This window comes from Nesterenkonia flava, from assembly GCF_031432335.1.
Taxonomy (GTDB): Bacteria; Actinomycetota; Actinomycetes; order Actinomycetales; family Micrococcaceae; genus Nesterenkonia; species Nesterenkonia flava.
Map to the genome: position 1 here is coordinate 153,604 of NZ_JAVKGT010000001.1, position 18,497 is coordinate 172,100.

The 18,497-nt window shown below is 66.5% G+C and carries 14 protein-coding genes; 1 reads left to right on the top strand and 13 read right to left on the bottom strand.

What is annotated here, in order from left to right; genetic code table 11:
• Nucleotides 1-8: 8 nt before the first annotated feature.
• The 7 genes from hemW to RH857_RS00755 form a co-directional block, all read right to left on the bottom strand.
• Nucleotides 9-1,295, bottom strand: coding sequence for a radical SAM family heme chaperone HemW (gene hemW / locus RH857_RS00725; protein ID WP_310536058.1), 1,287 nt, complete (start codon nucleotides 1,293-1,295; stop codon nucleotides 9-11).
• Between the two features lie 3 nt (nucleotides 1,296-1,298).
• Nucleotides 1,299-3,152: a translation elongation factor 4 gene (gene lepA, locus RH857_RS00730; protein ID WP_310536059.1), complete on the bottom strand. Its 1,854-nt coding sequence runs from the start codon at nucleotides 3,150-3,152 to the stop codon at nucleotides 1,299-1,301.
• Between the two features lie 263 nt (nucleotides 3,153-3,415).
• Complete coding sequence (gene rpsT / locus RH857_RS00735) at nucleotides 3,416-3,676, bottom strand: 30S ribosomal protein S20 (protein ID WP_310536060.1); 261 nt, start codon at nucleotides 3,674-3,676, stop codon at nucleotides 3,416-3,418.
• Nucleotides 3,677-3,860: 184 nt separating this feature from the next.
• A complete protein-coding gene (gene holA / locus RH857_RS00740; protein ID WP_310536061.1) occupies nucleotides 3,861-4,865 on the bottom strand; it encodes a DNA polymerase III subunit delta in 1,005 nt (334 codons plus the stop codon).
• Nucleotides 4,866-4,909: 44 nt separating this feature from the next.
• The gene (locus tag RH857_RS00745) at nucleotides 4,910-5,851 is read right to left on the bottom strand and encodes a MaoC/PaaZ C-terminal domain-containing protein (protein ID WP_310536062.1); all 942 of its coding nucleotides are present in this window, start codon (nucleotides 5,849-5,851) and stop codon (nucleotides 4,910-4,912) included.
• A gap of 3 nt (nucleotides 5,852-5,854) precedes the next feature.
• Entirely contained in the window at nucleotides 5,855-7,228 is a 1,374-nt protein-coding gene (locus RH857_RS00750; RefSeq protein ID WP_310536063.1) for a 3-oxoacyl-ACP reductase, read from the bottom strand.
• A 14-nt stretch (nucleotides 7,229-7,242) separates the two neighbouring features.
• Nucleotides 7,243-8,535, bottom strand: a complete 1,293-nt coding sequence (locus RH857_RS00755; RefSeq protein WP_310536064.1) for an acetyl-CoA C-acetyltransferase — start codon at nucleotides 8,533-8,535, stop codon at nucleotides 7,243-7,245.
• Nucleotides 8,536-8,670: 135 nt separating this feature from the next.
• On the opposite strand from RH857_RS00755, the gene RH857_RS00760 reads away from it, so the two are divergent.
• Complete coding sequence (locus tag RH857_RS00760) at nucleotides 8,671-10,734, top strand: acyl-CoA dehydrogenase family protein (protein ID WP_310536065.1); 2,064 nt, start codon at nucleotides 8,671-8,673, stop codon at nucleotides 10,732-10,734.
• Nucleotides 10,735-10,739: 5 nt separating this feature from the next.
• On the opposite strand, the gene RH857_RS00765 is transcribed toward RH857_RS00760, so the two are convergent.
• The 6 genes from RH857_RS00765 to RH857_RS00790 all read right to left on the bottom strand — a co-directional run bounded on the left by RH857_RS00765 (nucleotide 10,740) and on the right by RH857_RS00790 (nucleotide 18,496).
• Nucleotides 10,740-12,107 carry a sodium/glutamate symporter gene (locus RH857_RS00765; protein WP_310536066.1) on the bottom strand — a complete coding sequence of 456 codons (1,368 nt, stop codon included), beginning with the start codon at nucleotides 12,105-12,107 and terminating at the stop codon, nucleotides 10,740-10,742.
• An 8-nt stretch (nucleotides 12,108-12,115) separates the two neighbouring features.
• Entirely contained in the window at nucleotides 12,116-14,821 is a 2,706-nt protein-coding gene (pepN, locus tag RH857_RS00770; RefSeq protein ID WP_310536067.1) for an aminopeptidase N, read from the bottom strand.
• A 67-nt stretch (nucleotides 14,822-14,888) separates the two neighbouring features.
• Entirely contained in the window at nucleotides 14,889-15,740 is an 852-nt protein-coding gene (gene tatC, locus RH857_RS00775; RefSeq protein WP_310536068.1) for a twin-arginine translocase subunit TatC, read from the bottom strand.
• Between the two features lie 9 nt (nucleotides 15,741-15,749).
• Complete coding sequence (tatA, locus tag RH857_RS00780) at nucleotides 15,750-16,043, bottom strand: Sec-independent protein translocase subunit TatA (protein WP_310536069.1); 294 nt, start codon at nucleotides 16,041-16,043, stop codon at nucleotides 15,750-15,752.
• Between the two features lie 66 nt (nucleotides 16,044-16,109).
• Nucleotides 16,110-18,095, bottom strand: a complete 1,986-nt coding sequence (locus tag RH857_RS00785; protein WP_310536070.1) for a helix-turn-helix transcriptional regulator — start codon at nucleotides 18,093-18,095, stop codon at nucleotides 16,110-16,112.
• Complete coding sequence (locus RH857_RS00790; RefSeq protein ID WP_310536071.1) at nucleotides 18,092-18,496, bottom strand: FKBP-type peptidyl-prolyl cis-trans isomerase; 405 nt, start codon at nucleotides 18,494-18,496, stop codon at nucleotides 18,092-18,094. Before RH857_RS00790 ends, RH857_RS00785 begins: the two co-directional genes overlap by 4 nt.
• Nucleotide 18,497 lies beyond the last annotated feature (1 nt).

Below are 18,497 nucleotides of genomic sequence, written 5' to 3' on the forward strand. Positions count from 1 at the left end.
ACCGCCTGTCACGGCGCCAGACGGCGAGTCACCGCGTCGGCCAGTAGGCGCCCCTTCAGGGTGAGTACGGCACGCCCTTCGGGGGCCGACGACGACGCATGGGCGGCCTGCTCCTCGATGAGTCCGTCCGAGACGAGCTGGTTCAGGACCTTCGCGGTGATCGGCTCCCCTCCACGACGGGCCCGCTGGGGAAGCCCGTTGTATTCGGCGACATCAAGTCCCTCACGGATGCGCAGGCGCAGCATCAGATGCTCCAGCACCACCGCCTCGTCATCCAGAAGCTCACGCCCATGGCCGGGCGAGGTTCCAGTCGCGAGTCGCTGGGCATAGGCCGCCGGGTGCTTGACGTTCCACCACCGCAGCCCCGCCAGGTGGGAGTGAGCACCCGGACCCGCTCCCCACCAGTCGGAGTCCAGCCAGTAGTTCAGGTTGTGCCGGGAACGCGTGGTCTCGGCGGTGGCGAAGTTCGAGACCTCGTACCAGTCATAGCCGGCGGCACTGAGCATCTCATCAGCCAGCAGATACTTGTCCGCCTGGTCATCAGGATCGATGTCAGGGAGTTCACCGCGTCGGATCTTGGCCGCCATCGCGGTTCCTTCCTCGACGATGAGCGAGTAGGCGGAGACATGGTCTGGGGCGCAGGACAACGCCGCTTCAAGGCTGACGCGCCAGTCCTCCAGGCTCTCCCCCGGTGTGCCATAGATCAGGTCAAGGGAGGTCTCCAGCCCCGCCGCGCGGGCCGCCGCGTGGGCTTTCGGCACATTAGAAGGATTGTGGGTGCGATCCAGCACCTGCAGAACCTTCGGCACTGCTGACTGCATCCCCAGACTCAGACGCGTGAAGCCTGCATCAGCGAGGATCTGCGCCGTCTCCGGGCTGACCGTATCCGGGTTCGCCTCGGTGGTGATCTCCGCACCGGGAACAAAGCCGAAGAGCTCCCGGGCTCGTGTCAGGATGCGGGCCAAGTCTTCGGCGGGCAGCAGGGTGGGCGTGCCGCCGCCGAAGAACACCGTGGAGAGCCTGCGCTGCGGGGCACCAGCGGCCTCGAGCACGCGTGCGGCTAACTCCAGCTCCGCAATCAGCGTATCTGGGTAGCTCGCCCGCGATGCCCCAGGACCCAGGTCCTCTGCGGTGTAGGTGTTGAAGTCGCAGTAGCCGCAGCGCACGCTGCAGAACGGAATGTGGACGTAGAGCCCGAAGGGCTTGTCAGCTCGCGCGTCCAGGGCCTCGCGAACGGCCGAGGGGAAGGAGCCGTCAGCCGGTACCGGGTCTCCCAGCGGCAGGGTCCCCGGCACCGGCTACTTCTTCTCCTTGGCGTTGCCTTCGTCAGAGCTGAGCGCGGCGATGAATGCTTCCTGGGGAACCTCCACCGTGCCGACCATCTTCATGCGCTTCTTGCCCTCCTTCTGCTTTTCCAGCAGCTTGCGCTTGCGGCTGATGTCGCCGCCGTAGCACTTGGAGAGCACGTCCTTGCGGATCGCGCGGATGTTCTCGCGCGCAATGATGCGCGAACCGATGGCGGCCTGAATGGGCACCTCGAACTGCTGGCGCGGAATGAGTTCCTTGAGCTTGGAGGCCATCTTCACACCGTAGGCGTAGGCGTGGTCCCGGTGCGTGATGGCACTGAAAGCGTCCACTTTGTCGCCCTGCAGCAGGATGTCGACCTTGACCAGGTCAGCCGCCTGATCTCCGGTGCCCTGCCAGTTCAGCGAGGCATACCCCTTGGTGCGCGACTTCAGCTGGTCGAAGAAGTCAAAGACAATCTCGGCCAGAGGCATCTTGTAGCGGATCTCCACGCGTTCCTCGGAGAGATAGTCCATCCCCTCCATCTGGCCACGGCGGGACTGACAGAGTTCCATGACCGCACCGATGTAGTCACTGGGCACAATGATGGTCGCGTCCACCACGGGCTCGCGGATCTCGTGAATCTTGCCCTCGGGGAACTCGGAGGGGTTGGTGACCTTGTGGACGGTGCCGTCCTCTGCCGTGACCTCGTAGACCACGTTGGGGGCGGTGGAGATCAGGTCCAGGTTGTATTCGGACTCCAGTCGTTCGCGCGTGATCTCCAGGTGCAGCAGCCCCAGGAAGCCCACGCGGAATCCGAAGCCCAGCGCTGTCGACGTCTCCGGCTCGAAGTTCAGCGCTGCGTCGTTGAGCTGAAGCTTCTCCAGGGCCTCGCGCAGCACAGGGAAGTCTGAGCCGTCGATAGGGAACAGCCCGGAGAAGACCATGGGCTTGGGCTCCTCGTAGCCGCCGATGATCGCTTCTGCGGGACGGGCCTGGCTGGTGACGGTATCGCCGACCTTGGACTGCCGCACGTCCTTCACACCGGTGATGAGGTAGCCCACCTCCCCCACACCGAGGCCCTTGGTGGCTTCGGGCTCGGGTGAGGAGACACCGATCTCCAGGAGCTCATGCGTAGCGCCGGTAGACATCATCTGGATTTTCTCGCGGTGGCTGAGTTTGCCGTCAACCACACGCACAAAGGTGACCACGCCGCGGTAGGTGTCGTAGACGGAGTCGAAGATCATGGCACGGGCCGGCGCATCGGCGTCGCCCACGGGTGCAGGGATCTCGGCAACAATCCGGTCCAGCAGCGCCTCCACGCCCTCACCGGTTTTGCCGGAGACTCGCAGCACATCATCAGGTTCGCACCCGATGAGGCCCGCGATCTCCTCGGCGTATTTGTCCGGCTGGGCCGCGGGCAGGTCGATTTTGTTGAGCACCGGGATGATGGCTAGATCGTGCTCCATGGCCAGGTAGAGGTTGGCCAGCGTCTGGGCCTCGATGCCCTGTGCCGCGTCGACCAGCAGAAGAGCACCCTCGCAGGCCGCCAGGGAACGCGAGACCTCGTAGGAGAAGTCCACGTGCCCGGGGGTGTCAATCATGTGGAAGGCGTAGGTCTGACCATCGAGCTCCCAGGGCATGCGCACGGCCTGGGACTTGATGGTGATGCCGCGTTCGCGCTCAATGTCCATGCGGTCCAGGTACTGGGCCTTCATGTCACGCGGGGTGACCACACCGGTCAACTGCAGCATGCGGTCGGCGAGGGTGGACTTGCCGTGGTCGATGTGGGCGATGATGCAGAAGTTGCGGATCGCTCCGGGATCGGTAGCGGCGGGCACCAGTGGGGTGCGGGCCTTGGGTGACACGGTGTGAGACGTCCTTTGCTCGCGTACTTCGCTTACTGACCCTCCATACTACGACGAAGGCCCCGCACGGTGATGCCGTGCGGGGCCTTCGTGCTGCCGGACGGTCCCTGCGGAGCAATCGCGTGGTTCCGACTTCAGGCGTGAAGGCGAGCCTCAGCTCGCCCAGAGCAGACGGACCTCCCGCCTGCGGGACCACCTTCAGGCCCGAAGGCGAGCGTCAGGTCGCCGAGAGGCAGCGGGGTTCCCCCGCTGCCGGAACAAACTCAGAGGCTGTTGACCAGGGCAGCCAGACCGGACTTGCGGTTGGCGGCCTGGTTCTTGTGGATGACGCCCTTGGAGACGGCCTTGTCCAGCTTGCGGGCGGCCTCGCGCTGTGCGGCCACAGCGGCGTCCTTGTTACCCTCGGCCACGGCCACGCGGACCTTCTTGGAGGCGGTCTTCACCTCAGACTTCACGGCCTGGTTGCGCAGGCGTGCCTTCTCGTTCGTGAGGATGCGCTTCTTCTGAGACTTGATGTTTGCCACGTAGTGGTTCCTTACTTCATCATGCGTTGGTAGACGGGCACACTCACCGGCGCGACGACGGAAGACTCTCAGGCGTGGGGTGCCGTGGCGATTCGCGCAGCTCGTCGGGTAGAGGGGCCCTAAGCTGCACGCAAATGCCGTCGCAGGGAGTGCAAGGTCCGGTAAGGACCAGTAGACACTAGCTCTAAATTTTAGCAGAGATCTTCACGATCGCTTTCTCCACCGCGTACTCCGGCGTGCGAGAGACGCCTTTGACCTCGGCATCTGCCTGAGCGACGGCTTCCACCGCATCCGCTGCCCGGGCGGGAGTCCACCGGCGCGCGGTATCCGCGGCTTGCTTCAGCTGCCAGGGTGGCACGCCCAGGGCTGAAGCGATCTGTGCCTGAGGGCCGCGATAGTCCACCAGCGCGGCGATCTGGCGGCCCTTTCGGGCCAGGGCGGCGGTGACGGCCACGGGAGAGACGCCGGTGGCCAGAGCGTGGCGGTACAGCCGGGTAGCGGCCTCTCCCCTGCCTTCAAAGGCTGCGTCGGCGACTTTGAAGGCGCTGGCCTCCACCCGTCCCCCGAAGTACCGGTCCACGTGCTCGGCGCTGATGTCCCCGGAGACGTCCCGCATAAGCTGCTGGCAGGCGCCGCCCAGGTCGGATAACGTGCCTCCGGCAGCCGCCACCAGGGCGCGCGCGGCTTCAGGATGAATGCTCCGGGAGGCAGCACGGAACTCCTGACGCACGAAGTCCAGCTTGTCGGCGTCGCTCTTGACCGGCGAGCAGTCCACCACCACGGCGCGCTTGGACAAGGCGTCAAGCAGCTTCTTGCCCCGATTTCCGCCGGTGTGCCGAAAGATGACCGTGACGTCCTCATCGACCGGCTCCTTCAGGAAGGCGAGCGCGTCCGCGAGGAAGGTGTCATTCATTCCCGCCAAGTCCTCCGCCAGAATCAGCCGGGGCTCCCCGAAGAGCGACGGCGAAGCCAGCGTGGCCAGTTCACCGGAGGCGGCGTCGGCGACGTTGAACCGGGTGTACTCCAGTTGCGCGTGCTGCTGCCGGAGGGAGGCTTTGACCCGGTCCAGAGCCCGGGATGCCACGTAATCTTCGGAACCCTTGAACAGCATGAGCGGAGCCGGGGTCACCGTGCGGAAGTCTGCGCCGTCGTCCTTCTTGGCGCTGCTGCGTCCCCTCGGTGGTGCCATGGGAGAATCCTACTCCTCGCATGGGCGGCCATCCCATCCCGAGGCTATTCCGGCAGGTGCAGAGTTCCCCGAAAGTGCCGGCGGAAGCTTCCGTCGGCCCGCGGCTTCGGATTCCATCCCGTGAAGCGCTGCAGGTGGTCGCCGTCCTGCTCCACGGCGAAGGCCACGCGTCCCGGAAGCCGCACCGGCGCCTCGAAGGTGATCTCCCACCGATGCCCTGCCGCTTCGGGCTCGCGGCCTTCGAGCATCCTGGCCGCAGAGAACATGCCGTGAAGGATCGGCCCCGGCATGCCCAGCGCCTTAGCACTGATCCCGGAGAGATGAATGGGGTTGTAGTCCCCGGAGACGGCGGCGTAGTCCCTGCCTGCCTCGGCGCCGAAGCTCCACAGCGCAGTCTTCGGCGGAGGGATGAAAGGCTCAGTCACTTCACGCTGGTCACTCGAAGTAGGCCTGCCGGCGATGTAAGTGCCGCGGCTGAGGTAGGTAGAGGTGCTGCTCCACAGCACGGTCGCCGAAGACTCTTGCTGATCAGCGAGCCGGATCTCCGTGACGATGTCCACCTGGGTTCCGCGCCGGTGCGCTCGGGGGTTCCTGGCCCGTGCCTGAATGCGCAGGGCCTGACCGGCGAGCACTTGGTGCCGGTGGTGCACCTCGTTGCTCAAGTGCACCATCCCCATCAGCTGCAGGGGGAAGTTTTCCGCACTCATCAAAGCCATCTGCACCGGGAAGGCCGCTGTGTGGACCAGCACGGACGGCAGGGAAGCACGGTGGACGCCGTCAAACGCCTCTCCCCCGACCAGGCGGCGATACGCCTCCGCCTGGGCGACGCTAATGCCGGGATGCAGGACACTGACCGGGTCATCGGGCAGTGCGCTGAGGGTGCCGTTGAAGCTCAGCCGACTGCGTACGGCCCCTATCGCCGCACGGGCGTAGAGCCGGCTCAGTCGTGGGGGCCGGGTGGTGTCATCAGTGGTGGGCAGCGGCATTGTTCACGCTCCTACGAGGTTCTGTCCGCAGACCCGCAGGGTCATCCCCGAGGTTCCGGCTGCCGCAGGTGAGGCCAGGTAGGCGATGGTCTCAGCCACGTCTTCGGGCCTGCCGCCCTGGTTCAGCGAGTTCAGGCGGCGGGCCACCTCGCGCGTGGCGAAGGGGATCTTCGCCGTCATCTCGGTTTCGATAAACCCGGGCGCCACGGCGTTGATGCTCCCATGGCGCGCTTGCAGAGCCGGTGAGGTCGCCGAGACCATCCCGATGACTCCGGCTTTGGAAGCGGCGTAATTGGTCTGGCCGCGGTTGCCGGCGATGCCGGAGGTCGAGGCCAGGGAGACGATCCGGGGGCCGACGCCGGAATCCGTGCGGCTGAAGAGCTCGGAGGCGAGGAATGCCTCGTTCATGCGCAGCTGAGCCTCGATGTTCACCGCGATCACCGAGTCCCATCGCCCCAGGTCCATATTGGCCAGGAGCTTGTCGCGAGTGATGCCCGCGTTGTGCACCACGATGTCGAGACGTCCATAGTGCTGTTCAGCGTGCTCGAGGATCCGCTCGGCAGCGTCGGAGGCGGTGATGTCGACCTGCAGCGCGGTCCCTGAGACCTCGTTGGCCACGCTGGCCAACTGCTCCCCCGCGGCGGGTATGTCCACCGTGATGACATCGGCGCCGTCGCGGTGGAGCGTCCGCGCAATGGCTGCCCCGATACCGCGGGCCGCCCCGGTGACTACCGCGACCTGCCCCTGCAGCGGAGATACCCATTCCTGCGGCAGGGCCCCGGTGGTGCTCGTCACTGAGATGAACTGGCCGGAGACGAAGGCTGAGCGTCCGGAGAGCAGGAACCGCAGGGCCGCTGTGACGCTGGGAGCGGTGAGGTCCAAGGACTCTTCAAGCATGATGCCATTGGCCGTGCCGCCGGCGCGCATCTCGTGGGCCAGCGAGCGCGTGAGCCCCTCGACGCCCTTGCGGGCCGCGCGCTGAGCGGGATCCGCGGTACCGGCGGGATCCCTGAAGACCGTGACCACCCGCGCCGATGACCCCAGCTGCTTCAGCAGGCTTCCGAGTCCCAGCGCCGGCTCAGAGAGTTGCGCGGGGCGGGCCGCTGTGCTGAAGACCGCGACCACGGCGGAGAGCCGCTCGGAGGCGCTGATGCTGCCTGGGCCCACATGACGACGCACGTCGAGGTCCCAGCGCAGCAGGGTCTCCGCGACGTCGTCGGCCGCTTCCCCCTCGCCCAGGACCACGACTGGACCCGGGATCAGCGGGGCCTCGGGGTCGTAGCGGCGCAGGACTGCCGGCTGCGGCAGACCGAGCGCCTTGGTGAGCTTCCGCCCCAGGCCCGTGTTGGCGAATTCGGTGTAGGTGTCCTTCGGCATGCGTGCCTCCATCCCTAACGTCCCTCGATGATTGCGGTAATGCCCTGACCACCGGCGGCGCAGACGGAGATGAAGCCCAGCTTGCCGGGTTTGCCGTGCAGAAGTTTCGCCAGCGTGGCCACGATGCGGGCCCCCGTGGCAGCAAAGGGATGCCCGGCGGCCAATGAGGAGCCGGTGACGTTGAGACGGCTGCGGTCCACACTGCCCAGGGGACGGTCAAGGCCGAGCTTCTCCTGGCAGAACTCTTCCGACTCCCAGGCCTTAATCTGCGCCAGGACGGTTGAGGCGAACGCCTCGTGGATCTCGTAGTACTCGAAGTCCTCCATGCTCAGGCCGTGCCGGGCCAGCATGCGCGCGGCGGCGTAGGTGGGCGCCATGAGCAGCCCCTCCGCACCGTCCACGAAGTCGACCGCTGCCTCCTCGTAGTCCACGAAGGTGGCCAGCACCGGCAGATCGTGGGCCCGAGCCCACTCCTCGGAGCCCAGGAGCACAGTCGCCGCGCCGTCGGTCAGCGGCGTGGAGTTCGCCGCCGTCATGGTGGCCTCATCCCCCAGGTCCTTGCCGAAGACCGGACTCAGGGATGCGAGCTTCTCCAGGGTGGTGTCGGGCCGCATGTTGTTATCTCGCGTGACGCCCTTGAACGGCGTCATCAGGTCATCGAAGAACCCGTCCTCATAGGCGGCAGCCAGGTTCTGGTGGCTGGCGAGCGCGAGCTCGTCCTGCTCAGCCCGGGTGATGCCCCAGCGGTAGGCAGTTACGGCCATGTGCTCCCCCATGGAGAGCCCGGTGCGTGGCTCGTTGACTCCTGGTGCCTGCGGAGCAAGGTGTCCGGGGCGAATCTTGGACAGCGCCTTCAGCCGCTGCCCCACAGACTTGGCGCGGTTGGCCTCCATCAGGATTCCCCGCAGCTCGTCGGTGACCACGATCGGCGCGTCGGAGACGGAGTCGACTCCCGCTCCAATCGCCGAATCGATCTGGCCTAGTCGGATCTTGTTGGCCAGGGAGCCGATCGCTTCCATGCCGGTGGCACAGGCCATCTGCACGTCGAAGCCCGGTGTCGCGGGATCCAGCGGAGTGCCCAGCAGGGACTCACGGACCAGATTGAAGTTCTTGGAGTGCTTCAGCACCGCGCCGCCGGCGACCGCCCCGAGACGCTGCCCCTGCAGCCCGAAGCGGGCGACGAGCCCGTTGAGCGCGGAGGTGAGCATGTCCTGATTGGACGCGGTGGCATAGGCACGATGGGCGCGGGCAAAGGGAATGCGGTTTCCGCCAATGATGACGGCGTCTCGGACGGTGATCTCTTCCACAGCAACCTCCGTTGCGGTTCGGCACGGTCCCGGCAAGCGGGCCTGGGATCAGTATGGCAAGGTCAGGACTTGCTTTTATTACTCATGAGTATCTTAAACTAGTTTGTGTCGAGGGTCACACCCCAGGAGGTCACCATGACACACCACCCCGCACACCCCACCCCCGTTTCTTCTGATACTCCCGTCGTCGACCGGCAGGCCCTGCAGAATCTTCTGCTGGGCCGCTGGGCCGAGACTCGCCGGACCGCCAGGGACGTCCTGAAAGATCCGAAGTTCCACAAGATCGAGGGACTGACTATGGACGAGCACCGGCGACGCGTCCTGCAGCAGGCGCATCAGCTGGTGGAGGCCAAGGCCGTCCACCGCGCCTTCCCCACCGAGTTCGGCGGCGACGACGCCCACGGCGCCAATATCGCCGCCTTCGAAGAGCTGGTCACCGCCGACCCGTCGCTGCAGATCAAGGCCGGGGTCCAATGGGGCCTCTTCGGCGCAGCCATCATGCACCTGGGCAGCGAGGAGCATCAGCGCCGCTGGCTCCCCGGAGCCATGGACCTCTCGGTCCCCGGAGCGTTCGCGATGACGGAGATCGGACACGGCTCCGACGTCGCCTCGATCGGCACTACCGCGACCTTTGACCCCGAGACCGGCGAGTTCGTCATCCACACCCCGTTCACCGCGGCGACCAAACGGTTCCTGGGCAATGCGGCCCTTCACGGACGGGCCGCGGTGGTCTTCGCTCAGCTCATCACGCGCGGCGTCAACCACGGCGTGCATTGCTTCTACGTCGACATCCGCGATGAGCACGGAGACCCGCTGCCAGGCATCACCCTGACCGACGACGGCCACAAAGGCGGCCTGAACGGCATCGACAATGGGCGCATCGCCTTCGACCACATCCGCGTCCCGCGCCAGAATCTGCTCAACCGCTACGGCGACGTCGATGAGGAAGGCACCTACGCCTCCCCCATCGAGTCACCCGGGCGGCGGTTCTTCACGATGCTGGGCACCCTCGTGCAGGGCCGGGTCTCCCTGAGCGGCTCCGCCGTGGCGGCCAGCAAGCTGGCACTCATCGGCGCTGTCACCTATGGCAACCAGCGCCGCCAGTTCAACGCCTCCTCTCCCACCGAGGAAGAGGTCCTGCTGGACTACCAGCTGCACCAGCGACGGCTGATCCCCCGCCTGGCCAAGACGGTGGCTCTGAGCTTTGCGCAGGAAAAGCTGCTCGCCAAGCTCGACGACGTCTTCTCCGGCCGCGACGACTCCGACGCGAACAGGCAGGAGCTGGAGACCCTGGCCGCCACGATCAAACCCACCGCCACCTGGCACGCGCTGGACACCCTGCAGGAGGCGCGCGAGGCCTGCGGCGGCGCCGGCTTCATCTCCGAGAATCGCTTCGCGTCCCTGCGGGCAGACATGGACATCTACGTCACCTTCGAAGGCGACAACAATGTGCTGCTACAGCTGGTGGCCAAACGGCTGCTCTCCGACTACGCCTCGGAGTTCAAGGGCGCCGATGTGGGCGCTCTGGCCAGCTATGTAGCGTCTCAGGCGGGCTCCACCGTCATTCACCGCTTTGGACTGCGGCGGGCCTTCCAGTCCGTGCAGGACACCGGGGATGAGCGCCGCAGCGCCAACTGGTTCAAGCAGGAGGACGTCCAGCGCGACCTCCTGACGGACCGCTCCCGCCAGATGGTGATCGACGCAGCCTCGCAGCTGCGCAGCGCCGCGAAGCTCCCCCAGGCTCAGCAAGCGTCGGTGTTCAACGAGCACCAGTTCGAGATCATCAACGCCGCCAAGGCCCATGCGGAGCTGCTACTGTGGGAGTCCTTTACCGAGGCACTCTCAGAGATCGAGGACGAGGGCACCCGGCAGATCATGACGTGGCTGCGGGACGTCTACGCGCTGACCACCGTGGAGCAAACCCTGGACTGGTATTTGGGCCATGGCCGGATCTCGACCCACCGCGCCAAGACGCTCACTCCATATGTGAACCGTCTTCTGGCCCGCCTGCGGCCGCACCTGCAGGATATCGTGGACTCCTTCGGCTACGAGCCCGAGCACGTACGCATGGAGGTCACCTCGGGAACCGAGCTTCAGCGTCAGGACGAGGCACGGGAGCACTACCGCCGGCTGCGCGCCTCCTCCCAGGCACCGGTGGAGGAGAAGAACCTGGCACGGCAGAAGGCGCCTGTGTCCTGAAGCCTTCAGACTCCGCTCGGCTGCGGCACCTCCCGCTCGGGCTCCTTCGGACCTGAGCGGGAGACCGTCAGCCGAGCGGCAACCAGCAGCGCAATGCCCGCGGCCGTGAGGACCAAGGCGGCCGGCCAGGCAAATCCGCCCATCACGAGCACGGGCAGCAGGGCGATGATGGCAATGTCAGCGAAGCCGATCGGCACATAGGCCACCCCGTAGTAGTCCAAGGTCTTGGAACGCATCTCCGGGTCCACCACCCGCAGCAAGGCAATGCCCATGGCGACGGTGCCCGTGTTCCAGCCCCAGAGGAAGATGGACTGCTCCACCTGGTGATCGGTGAACAGGCGCTTGGCAACCAGGAAGTAGAAGCCCAGGATGAACAGCACGCCGAAGCCCAGCAGCAGCGCCAGGGGGCCCGCATAGGCCACCACAATCCCAGGGTTGATAGAGGCGATGCCGAAGGCGACGAGCAGATCGGTGGCCGAGCTGGAGGTGCGCTCGAACAGTTGCTGATCGAAGTGGCGCTGCGCCCGCACCAGCTTCAGGAGGAAGAGCACCACGAAGCCCAGCAGGAAGGCCACGGAGAAGGTGGGGACGCTGATGCCATCCCCCAGGTCGGAGAGCGCACTGGCCACCAGGTAGCTGATGCCAGCCACGCCGAGGATGAGCCCCGCATGGTAGATCAGCGGATCAATCGACATCGTGCTCACCGGTGAGACCCCCACCGATTGACGGCGTTCAGTGTGGACGATGCCGGTCCGCAGCTCCTCGGGCAGGTCTTTGAAGCTCTTCAGGTACGCGGTGCCCCCGCGCTGGGACTCGTACTTGATGATCATGATTCCGCCGATCACCGAGACCATGATGCCGACAGTTGCCGCCGTCATACCCAGGCTCTGAGCCTCAGCCCACTGCTCTCCGTAGACCTCGGCGATCGCTGCCGCGGTGCCGTGCCCGCCCATGAAGCCGGCGGCGAGCATCAGGCCGAATCCGTCGGGAATCTCCATGGCACTGAACACCACGGCCAGAACGCCCAGTCCGAAGAGCAGGCCCACTCCCCATTGCAGGGCGACGACGGCCTGAGAGACGGCCCAGGTGGTCACCACGTTCTTCGCCGCTTGGGAGAACGAGGCCAGCCGGGAGGTGAAGGGCAGCGCGGCGAAGACGACGGCGATGAGGATGCCGGCATAGTCCCCCAGAGCCTCGGAGAAGGGAATGACGCCCAGCATATGGGGGCCCAGCACCAGTCCCAGGACGCCGGCGATGAGGCTCGCAGGCAGGAAGAAGGACTGGATGATCCTCACCTTGGCCCGCAGGAAAGCGCCCGTCAGCAGCAGCAGGCAGATGAACCCGAGGTCGGTGAACAGGTTCCAGGCAGTCATGGAGCTCCTTAGACGGTGGTGGCTGGGTGGCCGGCGCGGGCCCGGTCCTGGGCGCGCAGGGCGCGCAGCAGGTGGTCCTGCTCCTCAATGATGAGGCGGCGCAGTGCTGCGGGGGCGTCGTCGTGCTGGTCGAGCCAGCGTCCGGACAGAAGCACCACCGGGTGGTGCTCGGGTGTGGTGTCCGCCAATGGCTCGGTGCCCGGGTAGAGACCTCGCACGACCCGGGTGGCCTGCCCCTGGGTCATGGTGTCCCAGACGGTGCGCAGCGCAGTGAAGTATTCCACCACATAGTCGCCGGTGAGTGCGGCATCTGCGGAAGTGTCGGTGCGGAAACCCTCGACTACTGCGGTGAGGTGATCGTTGGAGAGCTCCTGGCCCTCCTCATCCCGACCGCTGATGGCCTGGCGGAAGGCCGAGGCCTTGACGGCGGCTTCCGGGCGTGCCGCACTGGCGAGCCGGTGCGCGATCCGGCCGCGTGCCGTGGTGCGAGCGGAGAGCTCCGCGTCCAACTGGTCCTGGGTAACACGCCCGTGGGCGGCCAAGGCCTGCAAGAATGCCCACCGCAGCTCCTCGTCCACCGTGAGGCCGGCGATGCCGAAGTCCGCAGCGTTGCCGTCCAGCAATCCTGCGAGCAGATCAAGCTGCGAGCCCTCGCGCCGGCTGAGGACGGCCAGTGTCCGCGCCGCGGCCCGCTGAAGGTCTCCGTGGGACGCAGTGAGGAACTCCGCCAGACGTGCGGCGAAGCGTTGCTGCAGCTGGGCTCGCTGCTGATGAGGAGTAAAACGCTCACACGCCGCGTCCGCCTGCCTCAGCACGGTGGTGAGCACCGAGACCTCGGGCACCTGCAGCCCCAGCCGGCAGACGGCGTCGACGAACATCTCGGCGGGCAACTCGGAGTCTCGGGTCATGGACCATAGCGACGCCCACACCGTGGCTCTGGCCAGCGGGTCGGCCACCGGATACTGCAGCGCGGCAGCAACCGATTCGGGATCCAGGCTGAGTTTGGCGTAGGTGAGGTCTCCCTCGTTCGGCAGGATGAGGCGCGGGGATCCCACATCCGGCAGTGGGGACAACTCCGGGATGCGGGTCAGCCCCTCGGGTGCGTCTGGGCTGATCTCCACCGGTGCCGTCGCCGTCAGGTGTAAGCGTCCGTCGGAGTCCAGCGTGTGCAGGCCGATGCGGATCTTATGGGGGCGCAGCACCGTCTCTCCGGTGGTGGGATCGATGCCGGTCTGGCGCAGGGCGAGGGTGCCGTCGTCGTGGATTTCGGTGCTCAGCACCGGGATGCCCGAGGTCTGCAGCCAGGCTTGGGCCCAGACGCTCATGTCCCGCCCGGTAACCTCCTGGAGAATGCTCAGGAAGTCTCTCAGCGTGGCGGTGCCGAAGGCGTGCCGAGCGAAGTATCGGCGGGAGGCTTCGCGGAACGCGTCGCGCCCGGCGAAGGCGGCCAGCTGCTTGAGCACGCTCGCACCCTTTGCGTAGGTGATCCCGTCGAAGTTCTGGTCCGCTGCCTCCAGGTCGGTGATATCAGCCACGATCGGATGAGTGGTGGGCAGCTGATCCTGAACATAGGCCCAGGCCTTGCGGCCGCTGGCGAAAGCAATCCAACTGGTGGTGAAGTCCGTGGCTTCATCCACGGCGAGAGTGCCCATGTAGTCCGCAAAGGACTCTTTGAGCCACAGGTCATCCCACCACCCCATCGTCACGAGGTCTCCGAACCACATGTGGGCCATCTCGTGCAGGATCGTGGTGGCGCGCAGCTGGTGCTGGGCCTCGGTCGCCGCGCTGTCGAAGACATAGGACTCGGTGAAGGTCACCAGCCCGGGGTTCTCCATGGCGCCGAGGTTGTACTCCGGGACGAATACCTGGTCGTACTTGGCCAGGCCGTTGGTGCCGCGTCCCCAGGGGTAGCCGTAGGCGAACTCCTCGTGGAAGAACTCGAGTCCCTGCACCGTAATCTTCAGAATCTCCTCGGCATCGAGGTGTTCGGCCAGCGCGGCGCGGCACAGCACGGCCAGTTCGATATCGCGCCACCGGCCTGTGCGCAGGTGGTAGGGCCCGGCGAGGAGCGCGGTGATGTAGGAGCTGATCGGCTCAGTCTCGGCGAAGGTCACGGCGACGCCGGAGGCCACCTCCTCCCGCGAGATCTCCGGGGAGTTGGACCGCAGCTGCCAGTCCTCCGGTCCGATCAGGCGGAAGGTGAAGCGCGCCTTCATATCGGGCTGGTCGAAGACCGGGAAGACCCTCTTGCAGTCGGCCGGCTCGTACTGCGTGTAGAGATAGACCTGCCCGTCGGCAGGATCCACAAAGCGATGCAGGCCCTCTCCTGAGCGGGAGTAGCGGGACGTGGAGCGGATCTCCACCACGTTCTCCCCCTCCTGCAGGTCGCGCAGCAGGATGCGCGCCGTGCCTGCCTCCTGCTGGGGATCGCGTTGTTGGCCGTTGACGCGCAGCGAGTCCACCGATGCTCCGACGTAGTCCAGGAAGGAGAGGTCGGTGGCACCGGTGACGGAGAACTCCACCCGGGTGGTCACCGGATAGGTGGTCGCGCCCTCGGCAGCGGCTCCGGTGACGTCGACCTCCACCTCGTAGCGGGAGACGGTGACGGCCGCTGACCGGGCTGCCGCCTCCTCCCGGGTCAGGTTCTCCCGGTCAAGGGAAGGGCCGGTCGGCGTCGAGCTCAGGGGCGATTCAGGGGTCTCCATCTCAGGCATAGCCCCATTCAAGCATGTACCGCCCGGACTTCTTGCCGGGTCAAGGGAGGTCTCTGCCCGGGAGGGACTACAGGCCGGCGGCCGCTTCGCGCTTGGCGCGGAACCTATCGTTGATCAGGCAGATGACGATCGCGATGCCGAAGAGGACAGTCAGCGGCAGGGCGATGAAGAACATCGTGAAGGCCTCACCGCCGGGGGCGGCCAGCGCGGAGATGATGGCGATGACCATGACGACTCCCCGCCAGGACTTCAGGATGCGGCGCCCGGTCAGCAGCCCCATCATGTTCACGCCCACGAGCACGACGGGAATCACCATCGCGATGCCGCAGGCCAGGAAGAGGTGCAGAACAAAGGTGAAGTAGACATCGGGGGCGATGAGGTTGGCGGTGCCCTCGGGGTTCAGCGCAAAGAAGAAGCTGATCGCCTGGGGCAGCACGGAGTAGGCCAGGGCGATTCCGGAGAGGAACAGCGGCACTGCTGCGCCGATGAACCCGATGGCGTACCACTTCTCCTTCTTCTTCAGTCCAGGCATGATGAACGCCCAGATCTGGTAGAGCCAGACTGGCGAGGAGATGACGACGCCGGCGAAGAAGGACATGCGAATCAGCAGGTCCAGAGGGGACCCCACGGTGTTGAAGGCGATCTGCGTCAGGCGCCCATCCTCGCCGTCACCATAGGCCAGCACAGGATCGGCGAGGGCGGAGAACATCCAGTCGTAGAGGAAGAAGCCGCCCACAGCGCCCAGGGCAATCGCTGCCACGGAGATCAGCAGTCGCCGTCGCAGCTCCCGCAGGTGCTCTCCCAGGGACATCCGTCCCTCAGGATCACGACGACGACGTCCACGCTTGGACTGTCCCGATGTGCGGTCCTGCCGCGGGGACAGGTCCTTCTCCGCTCGCGCCACGTCCTGGTGGTTCACAAGCCTGCTCTAGGCGCGGTCGTCGCGCGGGGCGCGGGTGGGCTGCTCGGCAGCCGGAGCCTGGGCGTCGTCAGCGCGGCGGGAGGTGCCCTCGGCGTCGATGACCCGGCCCTCCACTGCGGGACGCTCCTGGGCCGTTTCACGATCCTTGGGGTTCTCATCCTCGCGCATGGTCTTCACCTCGGACTTGAAGATGCGCATGGACTCACCCATGGACTTGGCGAGCTTCGGAAGCTTGGGCGCGCCGAAGAGCAGAAGCACGATGGCCAGGATAATGACCCACTGCCAGCCTTGGATGTTCATGTCAGCTGTCCTTTCCTTGACCAGACTATGGTACGCCAGGCGCCTGAGTGGTCCATGCGCGGTACCTCAGTGCGCGGAACTGCTTAGGAGCTCGTGGGCGCGGCGCACGATGTCCTCGCGCAGGTGGGCGGGCTTAAGCAGCTCGATCTCGCCGCCGGAGTCCAGGCACAGCTGGACTGCCGACTCGGGGCTGCGCACATGAGTGGCGATGACGCGGCTGCCGCCCTGCTGGGTGACCTGACGCTCGGGCGCGTAGGCGTCTGCCTGTGCCGCGGAGGCTGCTGAGAAACGCAGGACGACGTCGATGGAGTCATCCCCGCGCGGGACGGCTGGTCGCGGTGCGGGAGTCTGCAGCAGCGCGCGGGCCTGGGTGGACCGTTCGTGGTCCGGCACCAGTGAGGCGGTGATGATGCGATGGAGCAGGAAGAGGCGCTCGCCCTGGGCCCTCGTGCACCAGGCGCGCACATAGGTGCGGGGGCCGTGGTGCACCAGCTGCACGGGCTCGATGAGCCGCTCACTGCGCTCTCCCTGCCCGTTCCGGTAGACCAGCTGGAGACCGCAGGACTGCCGTATGCTGGCCTGTACGGCTTCGCGGTCGGCACTGTGGTGCGCATCGCCCTCGTCATAGATCAGGGCCAGCGACTCGGCGGTGTGTCTGACCGTCTCGGGGACGATGTCAGCGAGCTTCCTCGCTACTGCGTCGGCCGCACCGGCCACTGCGGGCTCTTCGGTCAGCCCTGCCAGGCTCGTGCACCCGATGAGCAGGGCCAGGGCGCCGGGTGTCGTGAGGCTGATGGGGCGGCTGATGGCCTCCGCCGTGGCCCGGAGCGGAAGATCCAGGGTGATGGGAGCGTCCTGGGGCAGGTAGCTGGTGAGAAACTCTTGCAGGGTCAGGGGCGGAGAGGGCCGCACGTCGATGTAGTCACCGAATTGATCAGAGTCGAAGGTTCCGCTCTGCTGGATGCTCAGCAGGTCGCGTTGCAGCTGTTCGGGGCTCTGCCCGTACTTGGCCATGAGTTCGCTCGGCGGCACGCCGTCCTCGGAGAGCAGGTAGGCGGTCATGTTCAGGACCCGCTCGATCTTGGCTTCGGCGGGATCCGGTCCCCGGCTGACAGTCACCGGCCGGAGCCTGGGTACAGGCGGTGCTGGCTGGCGGTGCGCCTCGATCACGGCGGTCAGCTGACGAGCCGGGTCAGCCGGCTCGGAGGGGAACGAGCTCAGCGCCTCGTGGACGCTGAAGTCCGGGTAGAGCTCCCCCGCCTCGATTCTGCGTCGCAGGGAATCCGCCGCCTGGGCGTCGGACGCGCCCCCGGCCCGCACGGGCGAGTGGATGCGATCCAGGCGATAGGTGCGCAGCTGGTCCCGGTCCAGATCATGACCCACCAGGTACCAGCGTCCCCGCACTCCAAGCCCGAGGGCCACGGTGCGCCGCTGTGCGGGACCGCCCGTCGTCTCCCGCAGCGCTGTGTAGTCAAAGACCAGCGGGCGGCGCAGGCCGATCTCGGCGATCTCTAGAAGGCGATCGATTTCGCGCTCCGACCCGAGATCGACGACAGCAGGCGCGGCCGCACCGGCACCCGGCTCAGCGGCTTGGGACGGGTGCATCGACCCCTCGGAAGACTGGGCGAGCGCACGGGTGCTCAGCGCCCAGAGGGCATGGTCGAGCGCCCCGGCGTGGCGACTGGCCGAGAGCATGTGCCGGGCCTGCTGCAGGGCCAGCATCTCCACAGGGGTCAGGCTCAGGCTCTGGAGTCCGTAGGTGGCCGGATCGAGGCGATAGCGGTAATCGACGTGTCCCGTCGTCTCCGGCTCAGGAATCACGAGGCCGCAGCCGCGCAGATATGCTTTGTCGCGGCTGAAGGTCCGTTCCCAGGCGGACTCGCTCTGGCCCTGCGCTATGAGATCCCGGTAGGGAGCCACACGCTGGCGCAGCTGGGCTTTGGTCAGGCCGGCGCTGCCGGCTTCTAAAAGAGTGGCGGCAAGCGAGAAGGCCCGGGCGACACCGTAGTCCGCGGTGACGTCCTGGGCCTCCTCCGGGGCGTGTTCGGTCACTTCGCCTTGCGGACGCCCACGAGGTCGACGACGAAGATCAGCGTCTCATTGGGGCCGATCGCCGATCCGGCGCCGCGCTCACCGTAGGCCAGGTGGGGCGGGATCTCGAAGCGACGACGAGCGCCTTCCTTCATCCCGATCAGACCCTGGTCCCAGCCCTGGATGACCTGACCGATTCCGGCAGTGAAGTCCAGGGTCTGGCCGCGGTTCCAGGAAGCGTCGAACTCTTCGCCGGTCGACCACGCCACACCCACGTAGTGGCAGGAGATCTGGTCACCGGGCTCCACCGCCGGTCCGCCGCCGGGGATGAGCTCCTCCACGACGAGTTCCTGCGGCGGGGTGTCCCCGGGAAAGTCGATCTCAGGCTTGGTGCGGTCGTAGCTGCGTGCTCCGAATGACATG